Origin of the sequence: Peptococcus niger (genome assembly GCF_900101835.1) — a bacterium.
Classification (GTDB): Bacteria; Bacillota; Peptococcia; order Peptococcales; family Peptococcaceae; genus Peptococcus; species Peptococcus niger.
In genome coordinates, this window is record NZ_FNAF01000009.1 from 1 (window position 1) to 25568 (window position 25568).

A 25568-nucleotide genomic window follows, 5' to 3' on the forward strand; every position below is an offset into this window, starting at 1 on the left:
GGTGGAATCTCCAGTAGCATATGTATATGGTCCGGACAACATTCCGCTTCGAGTATATTTATTCCTTTTCTTTCGCATAGGTCTCTTAACGTTTTTCCTATGTCTTGTTTCAATCTCCCGTAGATAACCTGCCGCCTATATTTTGGTGCAAACACGATATGATACTTACAATTCCAACTTGTATGTGCTAAGCTGTTCTTGTCCATATGGATACCTCCTTGATATTTTATTGCCGATAACACAATAATTCTATCATAGGAGGTTCTTTTTTTACTTAAAGCTAAAGCTTTTTATTCCTACCACCAGCATAGCTGGTGGTTTATTCATGCTAAAGCGAACAAACAAAATCGAGCAAGCAAAATGCTTACTCGATTAAGTCCAACTCTATGGGTCATTCTATTCTTAATTCAGGGACAACCTCTTTTTTTAATCAGCTGTGTTCGTACTTTAAAAATTTATTAGAAAAATATAAGGAAATTATTATTTCTCCTATTGCAAAAAAGGCCAATAGCCCTAAATCATATGTATTTATATACCTGAAGTTGTTAGATTCAATTGCTAAAAAACTGAGACCGATTATTTTTAAGGATTTATACGCTGTCGCAAATCCTAGTATTGTAAATATGCTGGAGAGAAGCACTATTATTCCAAAAGACTTTATCCTTATAGCTAGGGAACCAAAAATTCCTATAATAGGAAGTGACAAAAAAATGCTAACGATTATATAGTGAAAATATATATTGAGGTCTATACTTGAAAAATCTCCTATAAATTTGCCGCCTAGATAAAATAAGACAAAAAAATATATCTGACAAAGGCTTATTATTATAAAAGCTAGCATCAACTTTGCTGTTATAAATGATATGTTTTTCCTTGGGCTTAACTTAATCAGTTTAAGCCCGGCCTTGTGCTCGACTGACCAAAGACTAGCTATTATGATTGCAATTAGGGGAATATAGACAAAAGAAAAGTAAAATAAACTTACTTGTGTCCATAGACTTTGCCACTGGTGAGTTAATATCTCTTTGTTCCCTATATAATTTATAATCCCAAAGGCATTGGCTAGTAGGGGTATTATAAGGCTTACCAGTAAAATGTTTATAAATTTTATTTTCTTGAGTTCTAAATTTAACATTTGTCCTCCTAGTCTTTCCATAAGTTATAGGATTTCATTGTTTTTAAATAGATAAGGCTGAGTATTACAAGGGTGAGGGCAATGATTACCGTATAGAAGTTTATTGGGTTTAATACCGGGACAAATTTATTTCCCTCATTTATATAAGAAATATTCAAAAGGCTTGCCAGCCAAGCAAAAGGATTGATATAGGTCAGAATGTTAGATGTTAGCATAGTAATTACTCCAGTAAGTCCTCCTATTATAGAAATGAATGACAAGGTGTAGACTTTTTTTGTCTTCATTTCTATGATCATAAAAAATCCTAAGAAAAATAAATTTATTATTAGAGCGGATAGGTTTACTATTACAAATCTTACAATCATTTCACCATTCATATTGAAATGATCTGACCTCATTGCTAAGAGAAGGAAGACAATAGCTTCTATTATTTGTAATAGAAGCAACCTAAAAGATATGTTTTTGTATTTATTTAGAAGGATAGAATTAATTTTTTCTCCAAGGATTATTTGTATCTTCCACATATTATTTTTTTCTTCAATTTCAAGCACTTTTTTTACAAGTGATGATATTAATAGGGGGTTCATCAGTAAAGATATAAATAAATATATGTCCAGAATGTAAGCAAGTGGGTACTTTCTTTCTGAAAAAGAGCTTGAAAAACTAGCACCTGCTACCAGTAGCATTTGAGTAATAAATACTATTATGATTAAGCAATTTATTCCCAGCCTTTTATATTTTTTCCCTTCTAGGTTTTTCATATTAAGACCTGCTCTCTTCAATAAATAACTTTTCTAGACTTTCTTTTTCTTCCTCTATCCTATATATATCTACTTTGTCATTTAAAAAATTTACTGTATTAGCAATATCTTGGTTAGATATTTTACCTAAAATTATCTTTTTTCCCTTTATCCTATCTTCAGGAAGGTTTAAAAGTTCTAGAGCTTTTTGGTTATCAGATGTAAGTAGGGATATAAATGGGGGATGAAGCCTTCTGTATTCTTCCAAACTTCCATTGTAGGTTAATTGTCCATCTTTAAGTATGCCTATGTGACTGGAGATTTTTTCTATTTCATCAAGAATGTGTGAAGAGATTAAGATGCTTGTAGGAGTATTTTTTACAATATCTTTAAATAAATTCCTCATTTCTTCGATTCCTTGAGGGTCTAAGCCATTTATGGGCTCATCTAAAATTAAAAGCCTGGGATTCCCAATTAAGGCCATGGCGATGCCAAGTCTTTGCTTCATACCCAAGGAATATTCTCTAGCCTTCTTTTTGCCCACATGATTAAGACCTACAAGGTCTAGCGTTTTTAAAATTTCTTCTTTTTCGATTCCCTTTAGTCGGCATACTATTTCTAAATTTTCATAGCCTGTCAGGTGGTCATAAAAGGAAGGGTTTTCAATTAAGGCGCCAAAATCTTTGTTGAAATTTTTTTGGTTTTTTGAGTTTAATTTATGTCCAAAAACTTTAATCATACCCTCATCTTTTTTGACAAGACCAAGTATAAGTTTCATGAGAGTGGACTTGCCAGCCCCATTTTTGCCTATTAGGCCATAGATAGCCCCTTTTTCGATTTCTAAAGAATCAATATCTAAGATTCTTTTATTGTTGTAGGATTTTTTTAAGTTTTTTATTTCCAGTATTTTTTCCATGGTTTAGTCATTCCTCCTAGAAGTAGGATATCAGGTATAGATAAAAATAAAGTTAAAGCAAGGTCACTTTTACCTCACAAGGACCAATAGATTAAAAGAGTGGTGTATAATAAGGTTAATGAGGTGACTGAAATGGATTTTAGAGAAAAATTTAGCATCCTGGTAGTTGATGATGAAAAAAGCTTATTAGAAAATTTATATAATTTTTTGAAGAGTAAGGGGTTTAAAAAAGTTTATACTGCGAAAAGTTTAGAGGAGTCCAGGTTTAAATTAGAAAACTTTAAAATTGATCTAATCGTTTTAGACTTAATGCTTCCAGATGGAAGTGGCTTTGACTTATTAAAAGAAGTTAGACAGACTTCTAATGTGGCAGTTATTATTCTATCTGCTCTTGATGGAATAGATGATCGGAGAGAAGGTTTTGAAAATAAGGCAGATGACTATCTAGTTAAGCCTTTTTTCCCAGATGAACTTCTCTGGAGAATTGATGCAGTTTTGAGAAGAAGCAAAAAAATTAAAGGTGAAGAAAAGATAAATTTAGGGAATGTGATTTTCGATAAATCCAAGGGAATACTTGAAAAAAATGGCGAAGAAATTGCTTTAACAGCCAAACAGTTTAAAATTCTAGATTACTTGTCTGAGAATATAAATAGGATTGTTTCCATTGACCGAATCATAGACAATGTTTGGGAAGATTCTTATGGTTATGAGAATACTTTAATAACACACATATATAGACTGCGTGAGAAACTCGAGGATAATCCTAGGGATCCTAAAATCTTAATTACTATAAAGGGCCTTGGCTATAAGCTTGTTAAAGAGGATTAATAATGTTTAATTACATATTGAAAAGGTTTCAAAAAATTGTTGTTAGAATCTTGTTTTTAATGTTTTTTCTAATAGTTCTACTCACGACTTTTCTCTACTTAAATTACAGGTTAAATAATCAATATCCCAACCCTGATTATGTTTATTCTTATGTAGAAGACAATAAGGGGAGAGCTTATCTAAATGAAAAAAATAGGGAGTTTTTAAAAGAAAAAGATATTTGGTCGATAAGACTTGATAAGAATGGAAGAGTCGTAGAAAGTTTTAATAAGCCAAAAGAAGTTAAGGTCAAATTTGACATCACAGATGTTGCAAGATTCACTAGATTTTATTTGAATGATTACCCTGTATTTACATACATTGCAGGGGATGGCTTGATTTTATTTGCCTATCCCAAAAATTCTTTGGATAAATTACCCTTTAATTATTATAACTACAAGAACTTTATTTCTAATTTAGAATTAGTTCTTCTGTTTTTTATTTTATTTTTAATATTTGTCTATATTATTTATAGAATTGATATTAAAGATATTTTTAAAAACATCTTACCATTTCAAAGAGCGATAGATAATCTCTATGAAGATGACTATGAAAAGTTAGATGAATATGGAGAATTAAAAGACCTGGCTGTTAGCATAAATAAGGCAAATGAAAAATATAATAACTTAAAAGGGTCTCAAGGCAAATGGATCAGAGGTGTAAGTCATGATGTGAGGACACCGCTTGCAAAAATTTCATGGGAATTAAGTAAAGAAAATAAAGGATCTCTTGATATTGAAAATATACAAGAACAAGTCGTAAAAATTTCAAATATTTTAGAGGGCTTAAACCTCGCTATATCGCTTTCCAATATAGATAACGATAATTTTAGAGAAGAAAGCCCGTTAAAAGTGATTCGTAAACTCATAGTAGATAAACTAAATGAAGCCCCAGAGAGAGAAATTATTTTTGAAAACAATATAAAAAACCAAAATATAAATATTAAAATGGACCCAAATTTATTTTATAGAATGCTTGAAAATATTTTGAAAAACTCACTTATTTATACCAATGGAAAAATTAAAGTTACCATTTCGGATTTTGAAGATATTTTAATTATTACCATATTAGATGAAGGGGGAGGGATATCTGAAAGTATTATAAGAAAAATCAATGAGGAAGATTTAACTAATATTACAAGACATGGTTTGGGCATTTTTATTTCTAAACAAATAGTCGAATTGCATGATGGAACTTTTATTATAAAAAATAAGCATCCTGGTCTTGAAGTATCTTTTGTTTTTGGCCATATAAATTAAGGCCTATTCTGATATTGTCGATAAAAAGGTCTAAAATGGTTGGTATTCTTAGATCAGAGCAATATTATTTGGTGAATAAAAATGAAAAACAGTATTTTGCCCTGGTAACGGATGAGTATGCTCTTGCTAGAGCCATGCCGGTGGCCCTTAAAAGTAAAAAATTCGGGTTGGAGACAAAGAGCGTATACAAGTGGCTAAACTGCGCATACCTTTGCGCAATCAGTAAGCTAGTTGCCCTGCCTCTGAGCCTCCTGTGAAAGAGCAATCGCAACAGGGAAAGGAAATGAACATAAAAAACTGACCTCCTTGCTTTGGATTTAGTCCAAGGCAAGGAGGTCAGTGCATTTTACCGGTAAGCTTTATTACCGATTAAATCTTTGAATCTTGTTTTTAGCTCATGAATCGCTTGGCCGATGTTTTATTGACCATCGGTTCTTTTTCTGCGCCGGGTAAGACGAAGGCCTACAAGACCAAGTGCTATCAGCAAAATGGGTGCTCCATTGGCCGGTAAGCCTGTCTGAGGCGCTTTCCCCGGAGCTTCCGGAACAGTCGGCGGTGTCTGTGGGACAACCGGCGGTTCTTCCGGCGTTTCCGGTGGCGTTACTGGGGGCTCTTCCGGTGTCTCCGGCGGCGTTACAGGTGGTTCTTCCGGCGTCTCCGGCGGTTGCGGCGGTTTTTCCGGAATTTCCTTGTTGGTAATGGTAAAGCCGGTGAACATATCGCCGGTATAGCTTACTTCAAACTTTTTGCCGTCAGCTTCAAATAAGCCATTCACATCGCCAACTTCTCTGATCGTATATTGATACTTTTTGGCCGGATTAGCCTTACTGGCAATCTCTAAGCCGGCAAACGAGCCTGTCCAATTATTGGCCGCATTCAATGTCAGTTGTTTGCCCGTGGCTTGGCCATCGCGATAAAGCTCCACGGTAATTTCACTCACCGGTTTTTCACGACCGGCCAGGTCCCAGGCCTTGGTCACCCGAATAATCCGAGTATTGGAGCCTGGAGTTCCGCCTGGGGGATTGTAGGTGTTTTTAAATAGAACTTTTGCCACTTCTGTAATGGTCACATCCACAGGATAAACAATGACCAACTTGCCTTCGGCATCGTACTTAATTTCAACTTCTGCCTTGTCGGCAGCAGCTTCTTTAAGTTCAAAGGAGTAATTTTGGCCCTTGACTCGTTTTAGAAAATCTTCTTGACTGATGGCCTTTCCGTCTTGGTCTAAGAAAGTCACCGTCTTGTCTTTAGCTGTAAATTCCAAGCTTGTTTCAATGGATTGGGTTCCGTTAAAGTTTGCCAATTCTTCTTCAGTAAACGCATACTTGTTGGTTGCCAGTAGGCCCTTGCCTAGGAATTCTTCAACGTATTTCCATTCTTCAGGACTTAAGGTAACCTCTTTGTCCACATATTTTCCTTTAACCTTAACTTTAAGGTTTTTAGGAATACTGGAAGAATTAATGACATCCCAAACCTTTTCAATTTCAAGGCGGTGTTTGGGAAGATAATGGTTGGTCAGTTCAAAATACTTTTTACCATCTTCAATTCTTGTGTTTACATTGAGCAAATTATCTTCATCGCCTACGTCTGTCAATTTGGGTACATAAAGAACTAACTTTCCATTTTCTTCAACCAGCTTTAGAATATAAGCCCCATCATTTGTAACAATATCATTGTCATCCCAGCTTGCTTGATATTTTCCAAGATTTCTTGGGAAGGGCTTTCCATTTTCATCGTAATACATTTTAATTTCTATATCCGATGCATTAAACTTTCCATGCATTAGAATGTCTTTAATCACTGTGTCTAATTGCCATTTCCATCCATCAACTCTATATGGCTTCAGTTTTTTGGTATAAATGTCCTTTACTTCTTTATCACCATCTTTATAAAGATAATGGACTTCAAATGGGATGTACTCAATCCTGAAAGTTCCACCGGTGTAGTCTTTGTAGATAAGATATTTATTAGAATCTTTATCTCTTTCGATTTCAATATTTAAAATCGAATTTTCTTTTCTTGTAACGAGTGGAATAAAAATTTCAGAGTCTTCCTTAACCCAATATTTTTCAAAGCCCATACCCTCTAATTCAAAGTAGGGTAGCCGATTAAAATTCCCTTTCCATTCATTTTCTTTCGACAGGATAATATAGCGGTCTTTGCCCTCTTTATCCTTAACTCTCTTTCCATCTTTTAATAGATAAACTTTGACAGAGTCTGGAATATCCTTTTCTTTAATGGACTTATCCCATTTTTTTACCACGGGAATTTCTGAATAGGGGTAGTTGGTGATGGAAAACCTATGGTTGGGCACTAAATTTAACTTATAGCCGGTCGTGTTTTTATAGTAGTCATCAGTTGTCCCATCAGGATTTCCCATATACATAGTCCAGAGATATGGAAGCTGTATCTCAACACTGCCATCCTCTTTTTCAAGAATATAGGCTTCATGCCAACCGCCGTCATTATACCAGTTTGAATCAGCATCCAATCCATTGAATCCAAGGCCGGCCCAATCAGGAGATGGTTCATAGGCTTTATCATAACTATGATAGGTTATTTTAATATCTTTTGGTTCCTTAAACTTGCCCACAAGCATATCTTGTACAATGCCGGACCACTTGTCGTCGTTATACCTAATCTTAATATCTTCTCTAGAAACTTCATTGCCGTTTTTATCTTTATGAATAAAGATAATTTTATAATCCATAAAGTTATGATACGGCTTGTCGTAATAAACAGCGTATTCATTATCAGGATATTTTTCACCGGCGAAGACTCTTTCAACTTCTAATGTATTTAAGGCTTCATCTACAACAGAGTAGAAATCATCATTTCTTTCTTTAATGGAATACTTAATCTTCTTTTCCATCAGTTCTTCAGCAGTAAAAGGAAGATTTTCAAACTTTGCTGTCCAATCGTTGGCTTTATTTAGTTCTACTTCACCGTATTTTGCGTCGCCTATAAATAAATCAACCCAAATGCTTCCAGGTTTTTTATCTTCTGGAATCGATTTGCGCCAATTTTTATTTATAGTTATTTCATATTTACCAGGTTTTCCTGGAGGAATAATACTCGCATTTGATCCAATGCCACCACCCTTTAAGGCAGTATTTCCCATAATAAAGAGCTTCGAATTCGTCCATGCTTCTTCTTTCGTTTGAGCATCGTAGATAGCTTCTAAATATACACTTTTATTTGTATTATACATCCATTCAGGAACCTTTGTTCCATCATAAACATACTTTATAATATTTCCTTTTTCCGTTATTGGAGATATCTTAGTTGTGAATTTCGGATATTCATAACTTTCTTCATTATAAATCCAATAACCATCTTTTTTCAGATGTGCCACAATGTCTTTTCCTGTGGACACAGCTTCATTTTCAAAAATGTAGATCGAGTTAAAGTCTTCGAAATTTACGTTTCCTACTGGGCAGTTCCAAAACCCGCCCCCATCTCCGGCAGGAAGATGATAGTGACCGCCTTTTACCGCTTTATTTTGGCTAATTAATACATGTTCTAGCTTTAAAACGTGTGGAGCAATAGAAAGGTAAATTCCTCCCCCCATATTTTCAGACTGGTTGTTTAATAAATACCCTCCGTTTAAAGTAGCATTAGACGAATTAATATAAATTCCTCCACCTGCACCTGAAGTATTTGGATATTTGTGGATTTTAGCTAAATTTTTATAAATCAGCCCCCCATTTTGAGTATAGTAGGCTCCGGCATATTTAACATAATCCTCATAATTTACATTTCGAATATTGGAATAGTTTACACCATTAGAATCTTTAACATAATTATCGGTAATAGCTACAGCGCCTCCACGATAGGATTCATTTCCAGCTATAATGCCATTATTGAAAGTGAAGTTTGCAAGTGAGTCTACGTGGACGCCTCCGCCATAATTTTCTGTTTCTGGCTCTAAGTTATCATATAACGGGCCTTTGTTTCTAACAATAAAGCCTCCATTCATAGTAAATAGAGCAGGAATTCTTCGGCCACTTTCATTTCCAAAGATTTTTCCTAAAAAGACGCCACCTACTGGTGCTTCGTTATTATCAATACTTCCACCGTTTAAAGTAAACTGTCCGCCTTCATCAACATAAACAGCTCCTGCTGCGTTGAATGTTGAATGGCCTTTGGAAATATTTTTATTGGAGGTGATTCTACCGCCATCCATAGTAAAGTTTCCGCCTTCACCAACATAGATAGGAGCAGATTCGTTGTGGTCGTTGCTTCCATTGGCGATAAAACCGCCATTCATTATCAGTGTACCGTAAACATCAATAAAGGAACCGTGTTTTATTTTTGTTTCAACTTCTTTATTTCCGTCAATAAAGAGGGGGTCTTCTGCACCTACCCCTAAAGTAAGTGTTCCGCCTTTATTAACCTGGATTAAGGTGTCTTTAAAGTTATTAGCTCTTTTTATGGTGATATCCACCTCAGGGAGGGGATTCTTATCTAAGTTGGTGTCCTCAAGAGCTTTTTCGCCTTTTTCTTCAGCTTCTTTGACAAGCTTTTGCCTAGACTCAACAGTATTATGTTTATTAGTAGGGGGGGTAATTTTATCTTGACCTATGGGTGTTACTTTATTGTTATTCTTATTTCGATCGGCGCCTGATGTAATGGTAATATTCTGACCTAAACCAATCGTTAGGGTTTCCGTTAAAGTAAAGCTTTCCGTAATCACAATGGTGGTTGGTGTATTGTCGGCATCTTCAATAGCTTTCTTTAATTCGTCAAAACTCTTAACTTTAATCGTTTTTTGAGGATTTCCTGATCCGGCACCAAGGGCCATCGGCGCTTTTGCCAAGGATTCGACTTCTAAAGTTTCGCCTTTTTCCAAGACGTCTGCCTCTTTGGCCTGAGAGGGGGCTTCGGCCGTCTCATTCTTTAATTGAGAGGGGTCTTCGTTTTCGGTAATGTCGGCGTCAACTTGCGGGGCGTCTATAGCCTCAGGCTTGTTCTCTTCCGCTTGTGAAGAGCTCTTAGCCTGAGGCTTTTCTTTATCCGCTATGCTGGCTGCATTCTCTTTGGTCTTTTCCTCTTTAGCTTGTGAAGCGTCCCTAGCCTGAGTTTTTTCTTTATCTGTTGTGGCAGGAATTTCTTTTTTATTTTCGGCCTTTTTATCTTCAGCTTGCGCCGAGTCACCGGCGGAAGCCTTTTTTTTGTTCGCTAGGCTGACGGCTTCTTTTTCGATTGCTTTACTTTCAGCTTGCGAGGCGTCATCGGACTGAGCCTTTTCTTTGTCCGTTCTGCCTGTGGCATCCTCTTCAATTGTGTCTTTTTCAGCTTGCGAGGCATCACCGGACTGAGCCTTTTCTTTGTCCGTTGCTCCTGCAGCAGCCTTTTCCTTTGCGTCCTTTTCAGTCTGCGAGGCGTCACCGGCCTGAACCTTTTCTGTAGACACTTCTGTCACAGCAGGTTTTTCACTGGCTGGCGTTTGATTTGCCTGTGACTTTTTTGCTGGGGATAATGATGGTTTATTGTCACCGCTTGGCGACAGGCCACTAGTAGCCTTGCCGCTATTCGAGTCATCACTAGCCACACTTGCAGCTTCAGTAGAAGCCTTGGACGAACTGGCCGCAGGGGCTGGGCTGGTCGTTTGGGTAGAAACAGTGGCCGCATTGGCAGCCCCGGTAGAGGCCGTATCTGTTTCTGCCTTTGCTAAGCCCGGAAAAGTGAGCACAAGGAAAAAGCTCATCAATAAGATGAAGAGCAGCTGATGCTTTTTGCGATCTTGTACCAAATTCATTCTAAAAATCTCCTTTCATCAATGTAAATGTATTTTAATAGCCAAATAAAAATTATCTGCTATAGAGATATAGTATCACATTATTAATCGTGATTCCATCGGGAATATTATAATTCATAATAAATTTAAGGACTTTTGAAAGAAGGACATCAATTTAAATCAATCATCACTAAATAAAGGCTTTTCTCATAAGATAGTATAGTTCAAATATTCTCCCTATCCAAAAGACTTTCAAAAGGAATAAGGGCGTCTATAAACGGATGGGAGATTCATAGGGAGCAAAGAGATGTCATATCCAAAATGGATTGGCATTCACAGTCAATTTGGCACAAAGGGCTTCCCAAAAAATGGGAAAAAGCTGCTTATTCTTTCGAGTGCGAGCTTCATGGTGTAGAATTGTATTTAACAAGTGAGCTGTCCTATCAAGAACTGCTACTTCAGGCTGGGGCGGGTGGTTTGGCTGCAATCACTAGGTGGCGCACCGATATATCCGAAAAATTCACCCGGAAAGACATTCTTGTAACAATTGGATTTTCGAAATTCACATAGATGTATTGACAGAAGGGCTTCTGACCGTGAAAATCCGGATTCAGAAGGCTTGCAAAAGAGCAGGGTAATTCGTAAGGGGAATAAAGCGTATTGTTATCGCTATGTATTATGGATAAATGAGGTGATCTTATCTTTGACAGGATGAAACTGAGGGATGTGCTTGGTGTCTACAAGCAGGATTTCGTCTCAAGGCAATGGAGAGATGAAAAGTACAAATGGGAGGCCATCAAATGCTTTCAGGACAATTGGAATGTGAAGGCTTCAGATTTTGCAGACATGCTGACGCGCGCTTTGGATAAAACGTGCAACCTGCTGGCATTTAACAATAACTTCCCGAAAAGCATGATTATTGGATTTGCTAAGGCTGCTCCTGAAGAGGTCCGGGCAATGTTCATTGCCCTATTTGACGAAAGCAAGGACGTCTTTGAACGGATGGAGACCTTCAAGGCAAAGTCTTCTGTTCTCCTGAAGCAATACGGCAAGGAAACCGCACAGCATTACCAGAACGAAAATGCTATCAGCACCTACCTGTGGCTTCGTTTTCCGGACAAGTACTACATTTACAAATTTAGTGAAGTAAAAAAGGTCGCCAGTGAGCTTGGGGCAGATTACCGCTTCAAGAAAGGTGCCTATGCCGACAACATCAGGAATACGCTGAAGTTTTACGATGAAATCAGCCTAGCCCTCCAGGAGGACAGCGAGCTGGTCAACCTTTTTCGGTCGCAATTGACGGATACCTGCTATCCCGATCCCGAACTGAAAACGCTGACTACGGATGTTGGTTTCTATATTAGCCGTCATTATTCGCAGGAAGCTGTAGCCGTTCAAGAAGAAGCCGAATGTGAATGGTTTCCGACTGCCTATTCACCGGGATTTACCGTAGAGGACTGGGTAGAGCTCCTTAATGATTCAGAAGTCTTTACCACCGCCAGTCTTGAAATCATGAAACGCATAAAAGACTATGGCGGACGGGCCAGCTGCAAACAATTATCCGTAAAATATGGTCAGTCGAGCAATTTCTACAATGCGGGCTCGTCTACCCTTGCCAAGCGAATTGCCGATAAAACGGGCTGCCCTCTTTTAAAAACGAATACTGAATACGCCAAATGGTGGCCCATCCTTTATGTTGGCCACTATGCAAGAAAGGAGGAAGAAGGTTCATATATTTGGAAACTCCGTGATGAGCTTTTTGAAGCGCTGGACCAAGTGGACCTATCTGAAATCGAGCTTTATGTTAAAACAACTCCCCGAGAGGAGGCTCATGGTTACTGGTGGCTAAATGCCAACCCGAAGATCTGGAGCTTTGCGGACATTGGGGTTGGAGAGGGGCAGTCTTACACGCTCTACAATGAGAATGGCAACAAACGGCGCATTTTTCAGAACTTCCTTGATGCGAAAGCTGGCGACATGATTATTGGATACGAATCCAACCCGGTAAAGCAGGTTGTCGCCATCGGACGTGTCAGCTCAGAACAGGACGGCGAAAAGCTATTCTTTGAAAAGGTCGAAGGCCTGGCTTCTCCGATTGATTATGCGGCCTTGAAAGGATGCCCGGAGCTGGAGCATATGGAGTATTTCCAAAATTCGCAAGGCAGCCTGTTCAAACTTAGTAAAGCTGAATATGACTTCATCCTCGATATGATCCGTGAGGAAAACCCGATTACGCAGGAGGCGCCTATCGACGCTTATACAAAAAGCGACTTTCTTGATGAAGTCTACATGACTGAAAAACGTTACGAGAACCTTGTGGCCGTTCTTCGCAACAAAAAGAACATTATCCTGCAGGGGGCTCCAGGTGTTGGTAAGACTTTTGCTGCCAGGCGCCTGGCCTGGTCCATGATGGGCGAGAAGGACGATGGCCGGATTGAATTTGTTCAGTTTCACCAGAGCTATTCTTACGAGGACTTTATGATGGGCTATAAGCCGGTTGAGGATGGTTTTGAACTGAAGTACGGCATATTCTATCGCTTCTGCCAGAAGGCCGCAAACCAGCCGGACAAGGCGTTTTTCTTTATCATTGACGAAATCAATCGAGGCAATATGAGTAAGATTTTTGGTGAGCTCTTGATGCTGATTGAGAAGGATTACAGAGGCACCAAAACGACTCTGGCCTATACGGGGCGCCCATTCTCTGTGCCGAAGAATATCTACATTATATTGGCATGATGAACACGGCTGACCGAAGCCTTGCTATGATCGACTATGCCCTCCGTCGTCGTTTCAGCTTTTTTGAGATGGAGCCCGGCTTTGATTCTGAGGGTTTCATTCACTACCAGAAAGGCTTGAGCAATGAGACGCTGAATGAACTCGTTAACAAGGTAAAAGACCTGAACCGGGAAATTTCCCTCGATAAGTCACTGGGGAAGGGTTTCTGCATAGGCCACAGCTATTTTTGCGGCAGGGATATCTGCACCGAGGAGTGGCTGCACGCCATTGTTAATTACGACATTCTTCCAATGCTCAGTGAGTATTGGTTTGACGATGCTAACAAGCTCCAACGGTGGGAAAATATTTTGCAGGGTGTGTTTCAATGATTAAAGATAAGAGCATTTTCATAAAAAATATATACTATATGCTCTCGTATGCCTTCACGGCGCTGGATCAGGGCGGTTATGAGGATGTTGCTACCGAAACGTTCGAGAACATGCATAACCTCTTTGCTGCGATTCTGGAGAAGGGCATCAGCAGACAGTTGAAGCAAGGCCTATACCGGGTGTACTTAAACCGCCAAGAGGACATGCCCGTGGTCCGTGACAAGATCGATATGCCGGGAACGATCCAGAACCGTCTTGCCAGAAAACGGGTGCTGACCTGCGAGTATGATGAGCTTTCTGAAAACAATCTCCTGAACCAGATACTTAAAACGACGGTTATGCTTTTGCTCCGACACGCGCAAGTGGATCAAAAGTACAAAAACGATCTGAAAAAGGACATGCTTTTCTTCTCGAATGTTGACACCATCAATCCCAGCACGATTCGTTGGTCAGCCATTCGCTTTCAGAGGAATGACAACTATCGTATGCTCATCGGTCTGTGCCAGCTCATTCTAGAAGGCATGCTTTTAACGACAGACTCTGGGGAATACAAGCTTGCTTCTTTCCTCGATGACCAGTGCATGCATCGGCTGTACGAAAAATTTATTCTCGAATACTACGCTAAGGAATGTCCGCAAGTGACGGCAAGGGCCTCACAGATTCCCTGGGCCTTGGATGATGGCCTTGGTAGGATGTTGCCGGTAATGGAGAGTGATATCATGCTCACAAGAGGCAATGAGGTACTTATTATAGACGCCAAGTATTACACCCACACCACGCAGACGCGGTACGGGGTCTACACACTTCATTCCGGCAATCTGTACCAGATCTTTACCTATGTCAAAAACAAGGATACTAAGTTTGGCAATCAGCCGCACAAGGTTTCCGGCATGCTCCTTTACGCGGCCACAGATGAAGCCATCCAGCCGGATAACAGCTACCAGATGAGCGGCAATAAGATCAGCGTGAAAACCCTTGATTTGAACCGGGATTTCTCGGAAATTGCTGCCCAGCTGAATGCAATAGTAGAGGACCATTTCAGTTGACTTTTCCCTGAGCGGTGAGGGCAGATCGGGAAAAGGCAGGAGAGCTCTGAGCCGGGTTGAGGGTGGTGGATTGATGTGGGGAGTGAAGTGGGTGTTTCATTTTAGAATCGTATCTTAGTTGTAAACGCGATTACCAGATGATTGGTCTTAAAATAGAAGATACCTGCATTTTCTATTCACTCAATAGATGATAAAATGAAAAGGTATTAAGTTGAAAGCAGAAGGTGGTGTTGCGGTAAGGTTGCATTTGATGGATGGACATGGCATTTGGCAATAGGTAACTTTGCTTTAGAGTGAGAGGTCACAGGAAAGGAAAGAACGATGAAGGCACTTAGTATTCAACCCTACTACGCGACGATGATTGCATTGGGATTTAAGTGGATTGAGCTTCGCAGCTGGAAAACAGACTATCGTGGATGGATTTTAATCTGTGCATCAAAGGCCATTAATAAAGAAGAAAAAGCCACTTTAATGAATGGACACGCGGTTGCAATAGCTGAATTAACAGATGTTCGCCCATACGATGATAAGACAGATAGAGAAGAGGCTCTGCTTTATGATGATGAGAGCTTTGAGGGGTACTCATGGATTTTTAACCGGATTATACCTGTTAATCCATTTCCGGTGAAAGGTCAGCTCCGGTTGTTTGAGGTGGATTGCGAAATAGACGATTTAGAGGCTATTGAGCTTGACTATTCTTCTGAAAGTTTTCCGCATGATTTGCTTTCATGGTGGAAGGAAAATGGGTTTATTGAGAATATGAGCTTAATGGAAGGATAAGGCGACGCGGTAATAAAGTCGTTAAATAATAAAGTGGACAACAGAGAACAAGTAGGGGATGGGGAGGTTGGCCCGGTTGCCGGGGAGGCGGGTAAAGCCTGCCTGTCTCCCCCCTACCCGCCCCGCCTTGGAGGGTGGCGCTTGACTTGGCAAATTCATAATAGAGCTGGTATGGCCCGGCTCATTTGACTGCCGGTGGGTAAAAAATAGGCCGACAAGAAGCCTGCTTTGTGGCGCTGAAATCATTGTCTATGGTACAATAAAGGCATAATATTCAGCGGGTTTTTTAAGCTGGAAGTGAAAGGTGTGATTCGGTTGACGACAGATGCTCTGTGGGCAAAAAAACAAGAAAAAGGCGGCAGTCTGCGTTGGCTTTCTCTGCGGCAGCACGCGATGGATACTCGTGGCATGGCAGGCCTCTTGTGGGCCCATTGGTTGAGCGAGGGCCAGCGCCTCTGGCTGGCGTCTTCTTTAACGTCCGGTTCAGCGGAGCTGGCAGGGCGGCTGGTGCGTTTTTTGGGCCAAGTTCACGACATAGGCAAGGCTACCCCGGCTTTTCAGATATTGAGGAGCTTTGGCGGGTCTGCTGATTTAGATGAAGAATTATTGGAAAAGTTAGAATTTGCCGGCTTTGCAGGCATCAGCCGGTTGCAATTAACCAACCGGGGGGCCACGCCTCACGCTTTAGCGGGGCAAGTCATTTTAAGCGGCTTCGGTGTGGAGGAAGATCTGGCCTGCCTCATCGGCGCCCATCACGGCCAGCCCTTAAATGATCCGGTGGATGAAAGCCACCGTTTAAGTTATACGCATAATTATTACCAAGTGGCCGATTTGGCCGATCCGGTGGCGCAGAAATGGCAGGCGGTTCAAGAATATTTTTTTCAGCAGGCCTTGGCGGATAACGGCTTTGCCACCGTCAGTGACCTGCCGCAAGTGGGACAGCCCGGCCAGGTGATTTTATCCGGTCTGATGATCATGGCCGACTGGATTGCCAGCAATGAAGACTTTTTCCCGCTCTTGCCCTTGGATTGTGCCGGCGTTGACGACCAAAATAAACGGTTGGAAAGGGCCTGGGCGCAGTGGAAGTTGACAGATACCTGGACGGCGGCGAATCCGGGCCAGGTCACAGCGGTGTATGACAAGCGGTTTGCCTTTGCTCCGCGGGACATTCAGCGGCTGGTAAATGAAACCATAGCGGCGACAAGTGAGCCGGGGCTCTTTATCCTGGAAGCGCCGATGGGCAGCGGTAAAACAGAGGCCGCCTTGGTTGGGGCTGAACAATTGGCCTTTCAAACCGGCCGCAGTGGTATTTTCTTCGGCTTGCCCACCCAAGCCACCTCAAATGGCATTTTTCCACGGATTAAAAGTTGGCTGGATCGCTTGGCGGAAGACGGGGATGACCGGCTGTCCATTCGCCTGTTGCACGGAAAAGCTGCGCTGAACCCCCAGTTCGCCGGCTTGGCCCGGCAGGTTAATCTAGACGATTTAGACGATCCGGAAGCCCACCTCTTGGTGAATGAATGGTTTTCCGGCCGGAAAACGGCCGCTTTAGATGATTTTGTCGTCGGCACAGTCGATCAAATGCTCATGGTCGCCTTGAAGCAGAAACACCTGGCCTTGCGCCATTTGGGGTTCAGCAAAAAAGTGGTGATCATTGATGAAGTGCATGCCTATGATGCCTATATGAGCCACTATTTATATGAAGCACTTACCTGGCTGAGCGCTTATGGGGTGCCGGTGATCCTCTTGTCAGCCACCCTGCCGGCTGCCCAGCGCTTCAAGCTGGTCGATGCTTACTTGCGGGGGAAACAAGGCTACCGGGCAGGGCAGGCGCCTGCTTTGCCAGCGCCGATTGACGCTTATCCGCTCTTAACCTATACGGATGGCAATGCCATCTGCCAAAAGTCTAATTTCCCGCAGGAGAGGGATACGGCCGTAGAAATTAAGCGGTTGGCTGAGGATGATTTTTACCCCCTGCTGGATAAGCTCTTTGCGCGTGGCGGGAACATCGGCATTGTGGTGAATACGGTCAGACGGGCGCAAGACCTAGCCCGCGCTTGCATAGACCGTTACGGTGCTTCGGCGGTGAGCCTGTTACACTCCGGCTTTATCGCTACCGATCGGGTGAAAAAAGAAGAGCAGCTGCTGGCGATGATTGGCAAAGACCAGGTGCGCCCCGACCGGCATATCATCATTGGGACCCAAGTGATTGAGCAATCCTTGGACATTGACTTTGATGTGCTAATCAGCGATTTGGCGCCGATGGATTTGTTAATCCAGCGTATCGGCCGTTTGCACCGCCATCGTCAAAACCGGGGGCAGCCCCTTGCCCGGCCGGCCGGCTGCGAAAGGCCTGTTTTATATGTGCTTGGGACCGATGAGGGCCTCGACTTTGACAGTGGTTCAAGGGCTGTCTATGCAGCGGCGCTGTTGGCAAGAACGCAGTATTTTTTGCCTGAAATCCTGCATTTGCCGGCAGACATTTCCCCCTTAGTACAAAAAGTATATGGAGATGAAGAAATAAATATTGACAACGGGATAAAAGAAGAATATGATACTTATATAAAAAATATGGAGGCGTCGCTCAAGACCCAGGACTTAAAGGCCGGGACCTATTGCCTCAAGAAACCCATCTTGCGTCAAAGTCGGCGTCGCCGCGCCAGTTTAATCGGATGGACAAACCAGTCGCTGCCCAATGACAATGAGGTCAGGGCCCAGGCGCAAGTCCGCGATACCACGGAATCAATTGAGATTATTGCGGTGGTTCAGCGAGGGACCGGGTATGGGCTCTTCTCCGAGCGGGAGGATATCTCCCAGCAAATCGGTGACCGGGCAGTGGCCAAGAAAATGGCACAAAACACCCTGCGCTTGCCGCAGGTGGTCTGCCGTCCCCATCTGATTCAAGCGACGATTGATGAATTGGAGGCGTATAACCGAAAACACTTGGCAGCATGGCAGGAGGCGCATTGGCTCAAGGGTGAGCTGGGGTTGGTCTTTGATGAAAAGGGGCAGGCGGTGCTCAATGGGTATCGGCTGACCTATGACGCCGATTTGGGCTTGTTGTACGAAAGGATGTGAGACATTGAGTCGTTTTAATTTATTAGATGAACCGTGGATTCCGGTGGTGGTTGATGAAAAAGGCAAGACCCGGGATGTTTCCTTGCAGGAACTGTTTGCGGAGGCCCATGGCTACCTTGACCTGGCAGGAGATATGAAGGCCCAGGATTTTGCTGTTTTGCGCCTGCTTTTAGCGGTGTTGCACACGGTCTTTTCCCGGGTAGATGCAAGGGGCGAGCCGTATCCGGAGCTCCCCTTGGACGACCGTTTTTTGCCAAGGGCGGATGTGGCCGATTCGGATGCTTATCTTGATGAGGTGATGGTTACCTGGTTTGACCTATGGGAGGCCGGGCAGTTTCCGGCGGTCATTGGCGATTATTTAGCGGCTTGGCACGATCGCTTTTACTTATTTGATGAGGTTTATCCCTTTTATCAGGTGCCGCAAGCTGTGGTGGCGGCGGATAAGTTGAACAAGAGTGAGCCGACCGCGATCGCCGGTAAAAATATTAACCGGTTGATTTCAGAAAGCGGTAATAAAATTTCGCTCTTTTCACCAAAGTATGAAGCCGGAGACAATAAAAATCGCCTGACGCCGCAAGAGGTCATTCGCTGGCTCTTGACCTTTCAAGGTTATTGCGGTTTGTCGGACAAGGTCATCTTTGGCAAAGAAAAATACAAGGCCTCCAAAGGGTGGATCTTTGACCTTGGTGGCGTGATTTTAAACGGGAAAAATTTATTTGAAACATTGATGCTCAATTTGGTATTGGTTCATCCGGAGCAGGAGGCCTATTCCCTGTCCCGGCAGACCCCCTGTTGGGAGTTTAGCGGTGCAGAAATCGTGAGACGGTCTTTTGAGGGTTCGCCGGTGGATAACTTGGCCGCCCTGTATACCAATTGGGGCCGGGCCATTTATATGGATCCGGAAACGGACCTATCCCAACCATTTAGCTTTCAAATTGTTAAACTGCCGGAAATTGACCATCAAAATGCTTTTATTGAGCCAATGACCCTATGGCGGTACAACCAAACCGGGCCCAATAAAGACCAGTTTACCCCGCGCAAGCATCGCTATCACCAGTCCCTTTGGCGGTCGTTCGGACTCTTGACCCTAACAGGTGACGCAAAGAATGAGGCGCAGCATCACAAGCCGGCTGTCATCAGCTGGTACAAGGCCGTTAAAAAGAATATTCATAAGCCGACCCTTGCCCTGGAGGCCATCAGTATGGAGGATAACGGCGGGGCGACGTCATGGGTACCAATCAATATGATTTACGACCGGCTTATCGTAGGGGACTTTTTGTTGACAGACTTGGTGGACCAGGGCTGGGTTTCCCGCATCAATGACGAGGTTGACTTGGTTAAATTGGTGGTTGACGGCCTTTACCGCGGGTTTATGAAGACAATCGCCGAAATTCGCAATGTTCCGGATAAAGAAAAGACCGGCTACTGTAATCGCAAAAGTGAAGCGCTTTATGCGGCCATCGATGGGCCCTTTAGACAGTGGTTGGCGTCATTACAAGCAAATGACGATAAGGAGCAGCAAGTGACCTGCTGGCGTCAGACTTTGAAAGACTTGTCGCTGCAGGCAGCGGAAGACGTTTGGCATGAAGCGGGGACGCGTGATTTTAAAGGAATTGTGACGGGTGACGAGCAAACGGAAAATATTGCGACAGCATACAACCGTTTCAGCGGATCGTTGCACAAACGGTTATCGTAAAGGAGGATCCATGAGCGAAGACAAGAAAGATAGGCCCACTGTTTCAGCCGTGACGGCAGCTGTCTTGCATCAGCTTGTGCCGCTTTTAAAAATACCGGCGGGGCGCGCTGCCTTGGCCAGTTTGAGGCAGTCGGTTGGCAGTTCGGCAAGTGCTGCTGTTGGCATTTTGCCCTTTGTTTACGCGCAAATGCCGGAGGACTTTATCGGCAGCGGGGCTGACCTGAGCCATGAAGAAAAGGCCATTATTCATACCCTGCAGTTGTTTGCTCTGCATCAGCAAGGGTCAAGCACTTGCGTTTGGTCCGGGGCCGATGAGGAGACGTCTGACGTAAGGCCGGCTAGCAATATGGGGGACGCCTTAAAAGCCCTGCGACAAGGGAACAATAAGCTGGCAGTCGACCGACGCTTTAATGCGCTGATTACGGCCACCACTTATGATGAATTGCTCCATCATTTGCGTCAGATGATTCGGCTGCTGCGGGCGAAGACCAATGTAACCGTGGATTATCCGCAATTGGCCAAGGACTTGTATTGGTTCAGCAGGGGCTATGAAGAATCTCTTAGACTCAACTGGGCACGGCACTACTATCGCTTTGACAAGAAAGGACAAGACCAAGATGCCTAATCAAAATCGTTTATTTTTAGATGTTCACGCTGTTCAAACCTTGCCGCCGTCCAATATTAACCGGGATGATACCGGAAGCCCGAAAACGGCCATGTACGGCGGTGCCAGGCGGTCACGGGTCAGCTCTCAAAGCTGGAAAAGAGCCATCCGGCTTTATTTCGAAGACCATGGCGGCGAGGCAAAAGTAGGCGTGCGTACGCTTGAAATTGTCCGCTATTTGGCCGATAAGATCCAGGCAATTGATCCGGCAAAATCCGACCAAGAGGCCATGCTTTTGGCGGAATCGACCATCAATGCCGCCGGGGTAAAAACGGATAAGCAACGGGCAAAGGCGCTTTTCTTTATCGGTCATCGCCAAGCAGAAGAATTGGCTGCCGCAGCCCTGGCCGGCATGGACGATAAAAAGTCCCTCCAGGCCATTTTAAAAGATAACCCGTCTATTGACCTGGCTCTATTTGGGCGCATGGTCGCAGATGATCCGTCCTTAAATGAAGATGCCTCTGCCCAGGTGGCCCATGCCATTTCCACCCATGCCGTTCAAAGCGAGTTTGACTTTTATACCGCTGTAGACGATGAGGGACCGGAAGATAATGCCGGTGCAGGTATGTTGGGCACCATTGAATTTAACTCATCGACCTTATACCGCTATGCGAATGTGGCCGTTCATGAGCTGCTGCATCAATTGGGAGACCAGGAGGTAACGGTTAATGCTTTACGCTTATTCGTTGAGGCCTTTGCCAACAGCATGCCCACCGGGAAGGCAACGAGCTTTGCCCAGCAAACGCTGCCGCAGGCGGTTATCGTCAGCCTGCGATCAGATCGCCCGGTCAATTTGGTCAGCGCTTTTGAAAGACCGGTGCGGTCTCGCGATGGCTATGTTTTCGAATCCTTACAGCGTTTACATGATGAATACGGTAAGGTGGAAGGCTTTGTTAAAGCGCCGCTTTTGACGCTTTACCTGGCGCCTTCTGCTGAAGATTCACTGGCCGGCATCGGTGATGCCAAGGAGAGCCTGTTCGCTTTATTGGACGATTTGAGTGATGCCTTATTGCAGATGGATTTGGCCTAATGGGTGATGTCTTGTGAAAACCATTTTATTAAAGTGCGCCGGGCCCTTGCAGGCCTGGGGGACCGATTCTTACTTTGAAACGCGGATGACAGACCTTTATCCGTCCAAAAGCGGCATCATCGGTCTTTTGGCTGCCTGCTGCGGCTACCGGCGAAAAGAGGACGAGCCCTTGGCCCGGCTCAATGAATTGGATTTTGCGGTACGCGTGGACCGCAGCGGCAGTTTGCTGCGCGATTATCACATTGCACAGAAATATACGAAAAAAGGGACCTTGGACCGCAACTACGTCACCAACCGGTACTACTTGCAGGATGCTGTGTTTATTGTAGCCCTTGGTCACCGGGATGAGGCCTTTATAGACGACCTGGCAGCGGCCATTCGTGCGCCATATTTTCAACCTTTTATGGGACGCCGCTCTTTGCCTGTACCGGTGGATTTTTTGCTGGCGGTTTGCCCCGGCGGTGTCATTGAAAATCTGACCAAGTTGCCGAAACAGACCCGGGATAAACCGTCTGACCGGCTTTCTGAACAGCTGACCCTTTATGCCGATGCGGACCTCCTTGGTACAGACCAATGGCATTGGCGGAAGGACCGGCCAATATCCTTTTCTCAGAAAAATCGTCGCTTTGCCAATAGGGCAGAGGCCGTGGCGGTGTTAGAGGTGCCGCTTCCGGCGCCGGCAACGGACCACGATGCATTTAAGGCGATAGGGGGTTAAAATGTATCTGTCACGTGTAGAAATAGACCTGAACAATCGCCGTCAATTACGAGATCTCTCACACTTGGGCGCCTACCATCATTGGGTGGAGTCCGGCTTCCCGCAAGAACAGGCCAAGGGCATTCGCACCCGTAAATTGTGGCGTCTGGACAATTTAAACGGACACCGCTATCTCCTTATTGTGAGTGAAACAGCTCCGGATGTCGGGGCTTTAGAGCGTTATGGCGTGCCCGGTTCGGTGCAAACCAAATCCTACGATGCTTTTTTAGAAAGGCTTGAAGCGGGCATGCCGGCACGTTTTCGCGTGACGCTGAACCCGGTTGAAGCGCTGGCCAATCGTGCGGAAGGCCGGGGGCGTATCGTTCCCCTTTTGGCGATTGAGAAGCAAGAAGCTTTTTTGCTTAAACGGGCGCAAAGCAATGGATTTATTTTGGAGCCTGGTGAGTTTACCATTGTTGAGCGCGGATCTTTATTGCTGCGTAAGCAAAATCAGCCTAGAATTCGGCTGAATAAAGCGGTTTATGAAGGCGTGTTAACCATTGGCGATGCCGACCTGTTTCGCCAGGCCCTTACCCAAGGGATTGGCAAGAAAAAGGCTTACGGCTTCGGTATGATGACCGTTATTCCGCAAGGTTGACGCCATGGCGAAATCTGACCAATCTTTTGGCGCAAAAAAGACCGATTTGACCGAGTTGCCGCGCATCGGGGACCGGGTCAGCTTTATCTACCTTGAGCACGCCAAGATTCACCGGCAGGACAGCGCCATCACCGTATCGGATAGCCGGGGAACGGTGCGCATACCTGTTGCGATGATTGGTGTCCTGCTGTTGGGACCGGGGACAGATATTAGCCACCGGGCGGTTGAGCTCATCGGCGATACGGGTACCGGGATGATTTGGGTCGGGGAACGGGGGGTGCGTTATTACGCCCATGGCCGGGCCTTGGCCCACTCGACCCGGTTTTTGGAAAAACAAGCGGCCTTGGTTTCCAATACCCGTTCCCGGCTGACGGTGGCGCGAAAAATGTACCAAATGCGCTTTCCCGATGAAGACGTCAGCAAACTGACCATGCAGCAGTTGCGTGGTCGGGAAGGGGCCCGGGTGCGCAACGTTTATCGCCGGCAGGCCAAAGCTAAAAATATCCCTTGGGACGGTCGTGTTTACGACCCGGATAACTATGATAATGCCACGCCGGTTAATCAAGCCTTGTCCGCTGCGAATGTTGCCCTCTACGGTGTTGCGCACAGCATTATCGTCGCCTTGGGCTGTTCACCGGGCTTGGGCTTTATTCACACCGGTCATGATAAAGCCTTTGTTTACGATGTTGCCGACCTGTATAAGGCGGAGCTCACCATTCCGATAGCCTTTGACGTTGCCGCCACCTGTGGCCCAGATGATGACATCGGCCGGGTCACGCGCTTGCGCATAAGAGATGCCGTTGCCGATGGAAAATTGATGAGCCGAATGGTGCAGGACTTGCAGATCTTGCTCGATATTCCCCTGGATGAAAGCTGTCAGGCAGATACCATCCATTTGTGGGATGATCGTGAAAGCTTGGTTAAATACGGCGTCAATTACAGCGAAAGGGGTGGTTGACTTGCCCTTAACCGTCATCACCTTGAAAAAGACGCCGGCTTCCTTGCGTGGCGACCTGACCAAATGGATGCAGGAAATTGCCACCGGCGTCTACGTCGGTAACTTCAATACGCGCGTTCGGGCACATTTATGGCAGCGCGTTACAGAAAACGTCGGCGTTGGTGAAGCCACCATGAGTTACAGTTACCGCAATGAAATCGGTTATCGTTTTGAAACCTGGCAGACCGACCGACATGTTATCGATTATGAAGGCATCCCCTTGGTCTTAATTCCGTCAGCAGAAGATGAGCGCCCCGCCTTGAAAAAGGGCTTTAGCCGTGCAGCCCACCATCATCAGGCCAAGAAACATCAGACATCCCGGTCAAACGCCCCAATTGAACCGACTTATGTTGTGATTGACCTTGAAACAGATGGATTAGATGCGGCACAGAATGCTATTATAGAAATAGGGGCCGTTAAAGTTGGCCCGGAGGGCACGCAAACATTTTCCGCCTTGCTTGCTCATGATGGACAATTGCCAAAACAAATTGAGCAACTCACCGGCATTGATCAAACCCTGCTGGACACGCAAGGCCAGCCCTTGGGACAGGTTCTGGCAGCATTTAAAGCCTTCATCGGCGAGCACCTTTTGGTGGGATATAACATTAACTTTGATTTGCGATTCCTGCAGCAGGCCTTTATCAAATGTCAACTGACGCCTATTGCGAATAAAAGCATTGACCTTAAAGCCCTCGTCAAAAAAGAAAAACCACTCTTGGAAAACTATCAATTGCAAACCGCATTGCAAGCCTACGGCGTATCCGAGCAAGTCCAGCATCGCGCCCTATCAGACGCTCAACAAACCCATCAATTGGCAAGCAAAGTGAATAAATTCAGGGATCAATTAAAATGACAAGGCGTCAACCATGGGATCTTTTTACTGTATTCCCCGCACACGCGGGGGTGATCCTCCGGTCCGCCTTATTCGTATAGTTGTCTTTAAGTATTCCCCGCACACGCGGGGGTGATCCCGAACATTAGAGCCGCCGCTTGCCGGTCCATAAGTATTCCCCGCACACGCGGGGGTGATCCCTCAAGCCGTTCCCGGTTTAAGGCCGCTTGAGCGTATTCCCCGCACACGCGGGGGTGATCCTGGTTAAAGTCATTAGTAAATCCCCTCCGCAATGTATTCCCCGCACACGCGGGGGTGATCCTCATTGC

At 44.2% G+C, this 25568-nt stretch carries 19 protein-coding genes and 1 CRISPR repeat array; of the genes, 14 read left to right on the forward strand and 5 right to left on the reverse strand.

Translation table 11 applies throughout. The annotated features are described in order from the left end of the window. The 4 genes from tnpA to BLQ16_RS07030 all read right to left on the reverse strand — a co-directional run. Window positions 1-206, reverse strand: a 206-nt coding sequence (tnpA, locus tag BLQ16_RS07015; protein WP_144019676.1) for an IS200/IS605 family transposase, incomplete at its 3' end; no start/stop codon positions are given. Between the two features lie 224 nt (window positions 207-430). After that, the gene (locus BLQ16_RS07020) at window positions 431-1135 is read right to left on the reverse strand and encodes an ABC transporter permease (protein WP_091792034.1); all 705 of its coding nucleotides are present in this window, start codon (window positions 1133-1135) and stop codon (window positions 431-433) included. Window positions 1136-1143: 8 nt separating this feature from the next. After that, window positions 1144-1896: a hypothetical protein gene (locus BLQ16_RS07025; RefSeq protein WP_091792035.1), complete on the reverse strand. Its 753-nt coding sequence runs from the start codon at window positions 1894-1896 to the stop codon at window positions 1144-1146. 1 nt (window position 1897) lies between these two features. Then, window positions 1898-2791, reverse strand: a complete 894-nt coding sequence (locus tag BLQ16_RS07030; RefSeq protein ID WP_091792036.1) for an ABC transporter ATP-binding protein — start codon at window positions 2789-2791, stop codon at window positions 1898-1900. A 132-nt stretch (window positions 2792-2923) separates the two neighbouring features. On the opposite strand from BLQ16_RS07030, the gene BLQ16_RS07035 reads away from it, so the two are divergent. Then, window positions 2924-3619, forward strand: coding sequence for a response regulator transcription factor (locus BLQ16_RS07035; protein ID WP_091792037.1), 696 nt, complete (start codon window positions 2924-2926; stop codon window positions 3617-3619). Between the two features lie 2 nt (window positions 3620-3621). Continuing rightward, window positions 3622-4917 (forward strand): sensor histidine kinase, encoded by a 1296-nt coding sequence (locus BLQ16_RS07040; protein ID WP_091792038.1) that lies wholly within the window; start codon window positions 3622-3624, stop codon window positions 4915-4917. Window positions 4918-5335: 418 nt separating this feature from the next. Here the strand turns inward: BLQ16_RS07040 and BLQ16_RS07050 are convergent, their stop codons facing one another. Then, window positions 5336-10678 (reverse strand): Cna B-type domain-containing protein, encoded by a 5343-nt coding sequence (locus BLQ16_RS07050; protein ID WP_091792039.1) that lies wholly within the window; start codon window positions 10676-10678, stop codon window positions 5336-5338. A gap of 705 nt (window positions 10679-11383) precedes the next feature. Between BLQ16_RS07050 and BLQ16_RS07060 the strand changes: the two genes are divergently transcribed. The 12 genes from BLQ16_RS07060 to cas2e all read left to right on the forward strand — a co-directional run bounded on the left by BLQ16_RS07060 (window position 11384) and on the right by cas2e (window position 25260). Continuing rightward, window positions 11384-13393 (forward strand): McrB family protein, encoded by a 2010-nt coding sequence (locus BLQ16_RS07060; RefSeq protein ID WP_341443790.1) that lies wholly within the window; start codon window positions 11384-11386, stop codon window positions 13391-13393. Between the two features lie 26 nt (window positions 13394-13419). Beyond that, entirely contained in the window at window positions 13420-13761 is a 342-nt protein-coding gene (locus tag BLQ16_RS09895; RefSeq protein WP_341443791.1) for a 5-methylcytosine-specific restriction endonuclease subunit McrB, read from the forward strand. Next, window positions 13758-14807, forward strand: a complete 1050-nt coding sequence (gene mcrC / locus BLQ16_RS07065; protein WP_091792041.1) for a 5-methylcytosine-specific restriction endonuclease system specificity protein McrC — start codon at window positions 13758-13760, stop codon at window positions 14805-14807. Before BLQ16_RS09895 ends, mcrC begins: the two co-directional genes overlap by 4 nt. A gap of 321 nt (window positions 14808-15128) precedes the next feature. Next, window positions 15129-15587, forward strand: a complete 459-nt coding sequence (locus tag BLQ16_RS07070; protein ID WP_091792042.1) for an ASCH domain-containing protein — start codon at window positions 15129-15131, stop codon at window positions 15585-15587. 315 nt (window positions 15588-15902) lie between these two features. After that, window positions 15903-18665, forward strand: a complete 2763-nt coding sequence (gene cas3 / locus BLQ16_RS07075; protein WP_242868972.1) for a CRISPR-associated helicase Cas3' — start codon at window positions 15903-15905, stop codon at window positions 18663-18665. Window positions 18666-18669: 4 nt separating this feature from the next. Further along, window positions 18670-20361 carry a type I-E CRISPR-associated protein Cse1/CasA gene (locus BLQ16_RS07080; RefSeq protein WP_091792043.1) on the forward strand — a complete coding sequence of 564 codons (1692 nt, stop codon included), beginning with the start codon at window positions 18670-18672 and terminating at the stop codon, window positions 20359-20361. 10 nt (window positions 20362-20371) lie between these two features. Next, complete coding sequence (casB, locus tag BLQ16_RS07085) at window positions 20372-20986, forward strand: type I-E CRISPR-associated protein Cse2/CasB (protein ID WP_091792044.1); 615 nt, start codon at window positions 20372-20374, stop codon at window positions 20984-20986. Then, window positions 20979-22055 (forward strand): type I-E CRISPR-associated protein Cas7/Cse4/CasC, encoded by a 1077-nt coding sequence (gene cas7e / locus BLQ16_RS07090; RefSeq protein ID WP_091792045.1) that lies wholly within the window; start codon window positions 20979-20981, stop codon window positions 22053-22055. Before casB ends, cas7e begins: the two co-directional genes overlap by 8 nt. 13 nt (window positions 22056-22068) lie before the next feature. Next, complete coding sequence (gene cas5e, locus BLQ16_RS07095; protein ID WP_091792046.1) at window positions 22069-22773, forward strand: type I-E CRISPR-associated protein Cas5/CasD; 705 nt, start codon at window positions 22069-22071, stop codon at window positions 22771-22773. A gap of 1 nt (window position 22774) precedes the next feature. Further along, a complete protein-coding gene (gene cas6e, locus BLQ16_RS07100; protein ID WP_091792047.1) occupies window positions 22775-23410 on the forward strand; it encodes a type I-E CRISPR-associated protein Cas6/Cse3/CasE in 636 nt (211 codons plus the stop codon). Between the two features lie 4 nt (window positions 23411-23414). Continuing rightward, a complete protein-coding gene (gene cas1e, locus BLQ16_RS07105) occupies window positions 23415-24368 on the forward strand; it encodes a type I-E CRISPR-associated endonuclease Cas1e (RefSeq protein ID WP_091792048.1) in 954 nt (317 codons plus the stop codon). Further along, complete coding sequence (gene cas2e, locus BLQ16_RS07110; RefSeq protein WP_242868973.1) at window positions 24319-25260, forward strand: type I-E CRISPR-associated endoribonuclease Cas2e; 942 nt, start codon at window positions 24319-24321, stop codon at window positions 25258-25260. Before cas1e ends, cas2e begins: the two co-directional genes overlap by 50 nt. A gap of 29 nt (window positions 25261-25289) precedes the next feature. Continuing rightward, window positions 25290-25561: direct repeats of the CRISPR family, unit length 28 nt; unit sequence GTATTCCCCGCACACGCGGGGGTGATCC. Window positions 25562-25568 lie beyond the last annotated feature (7 nt).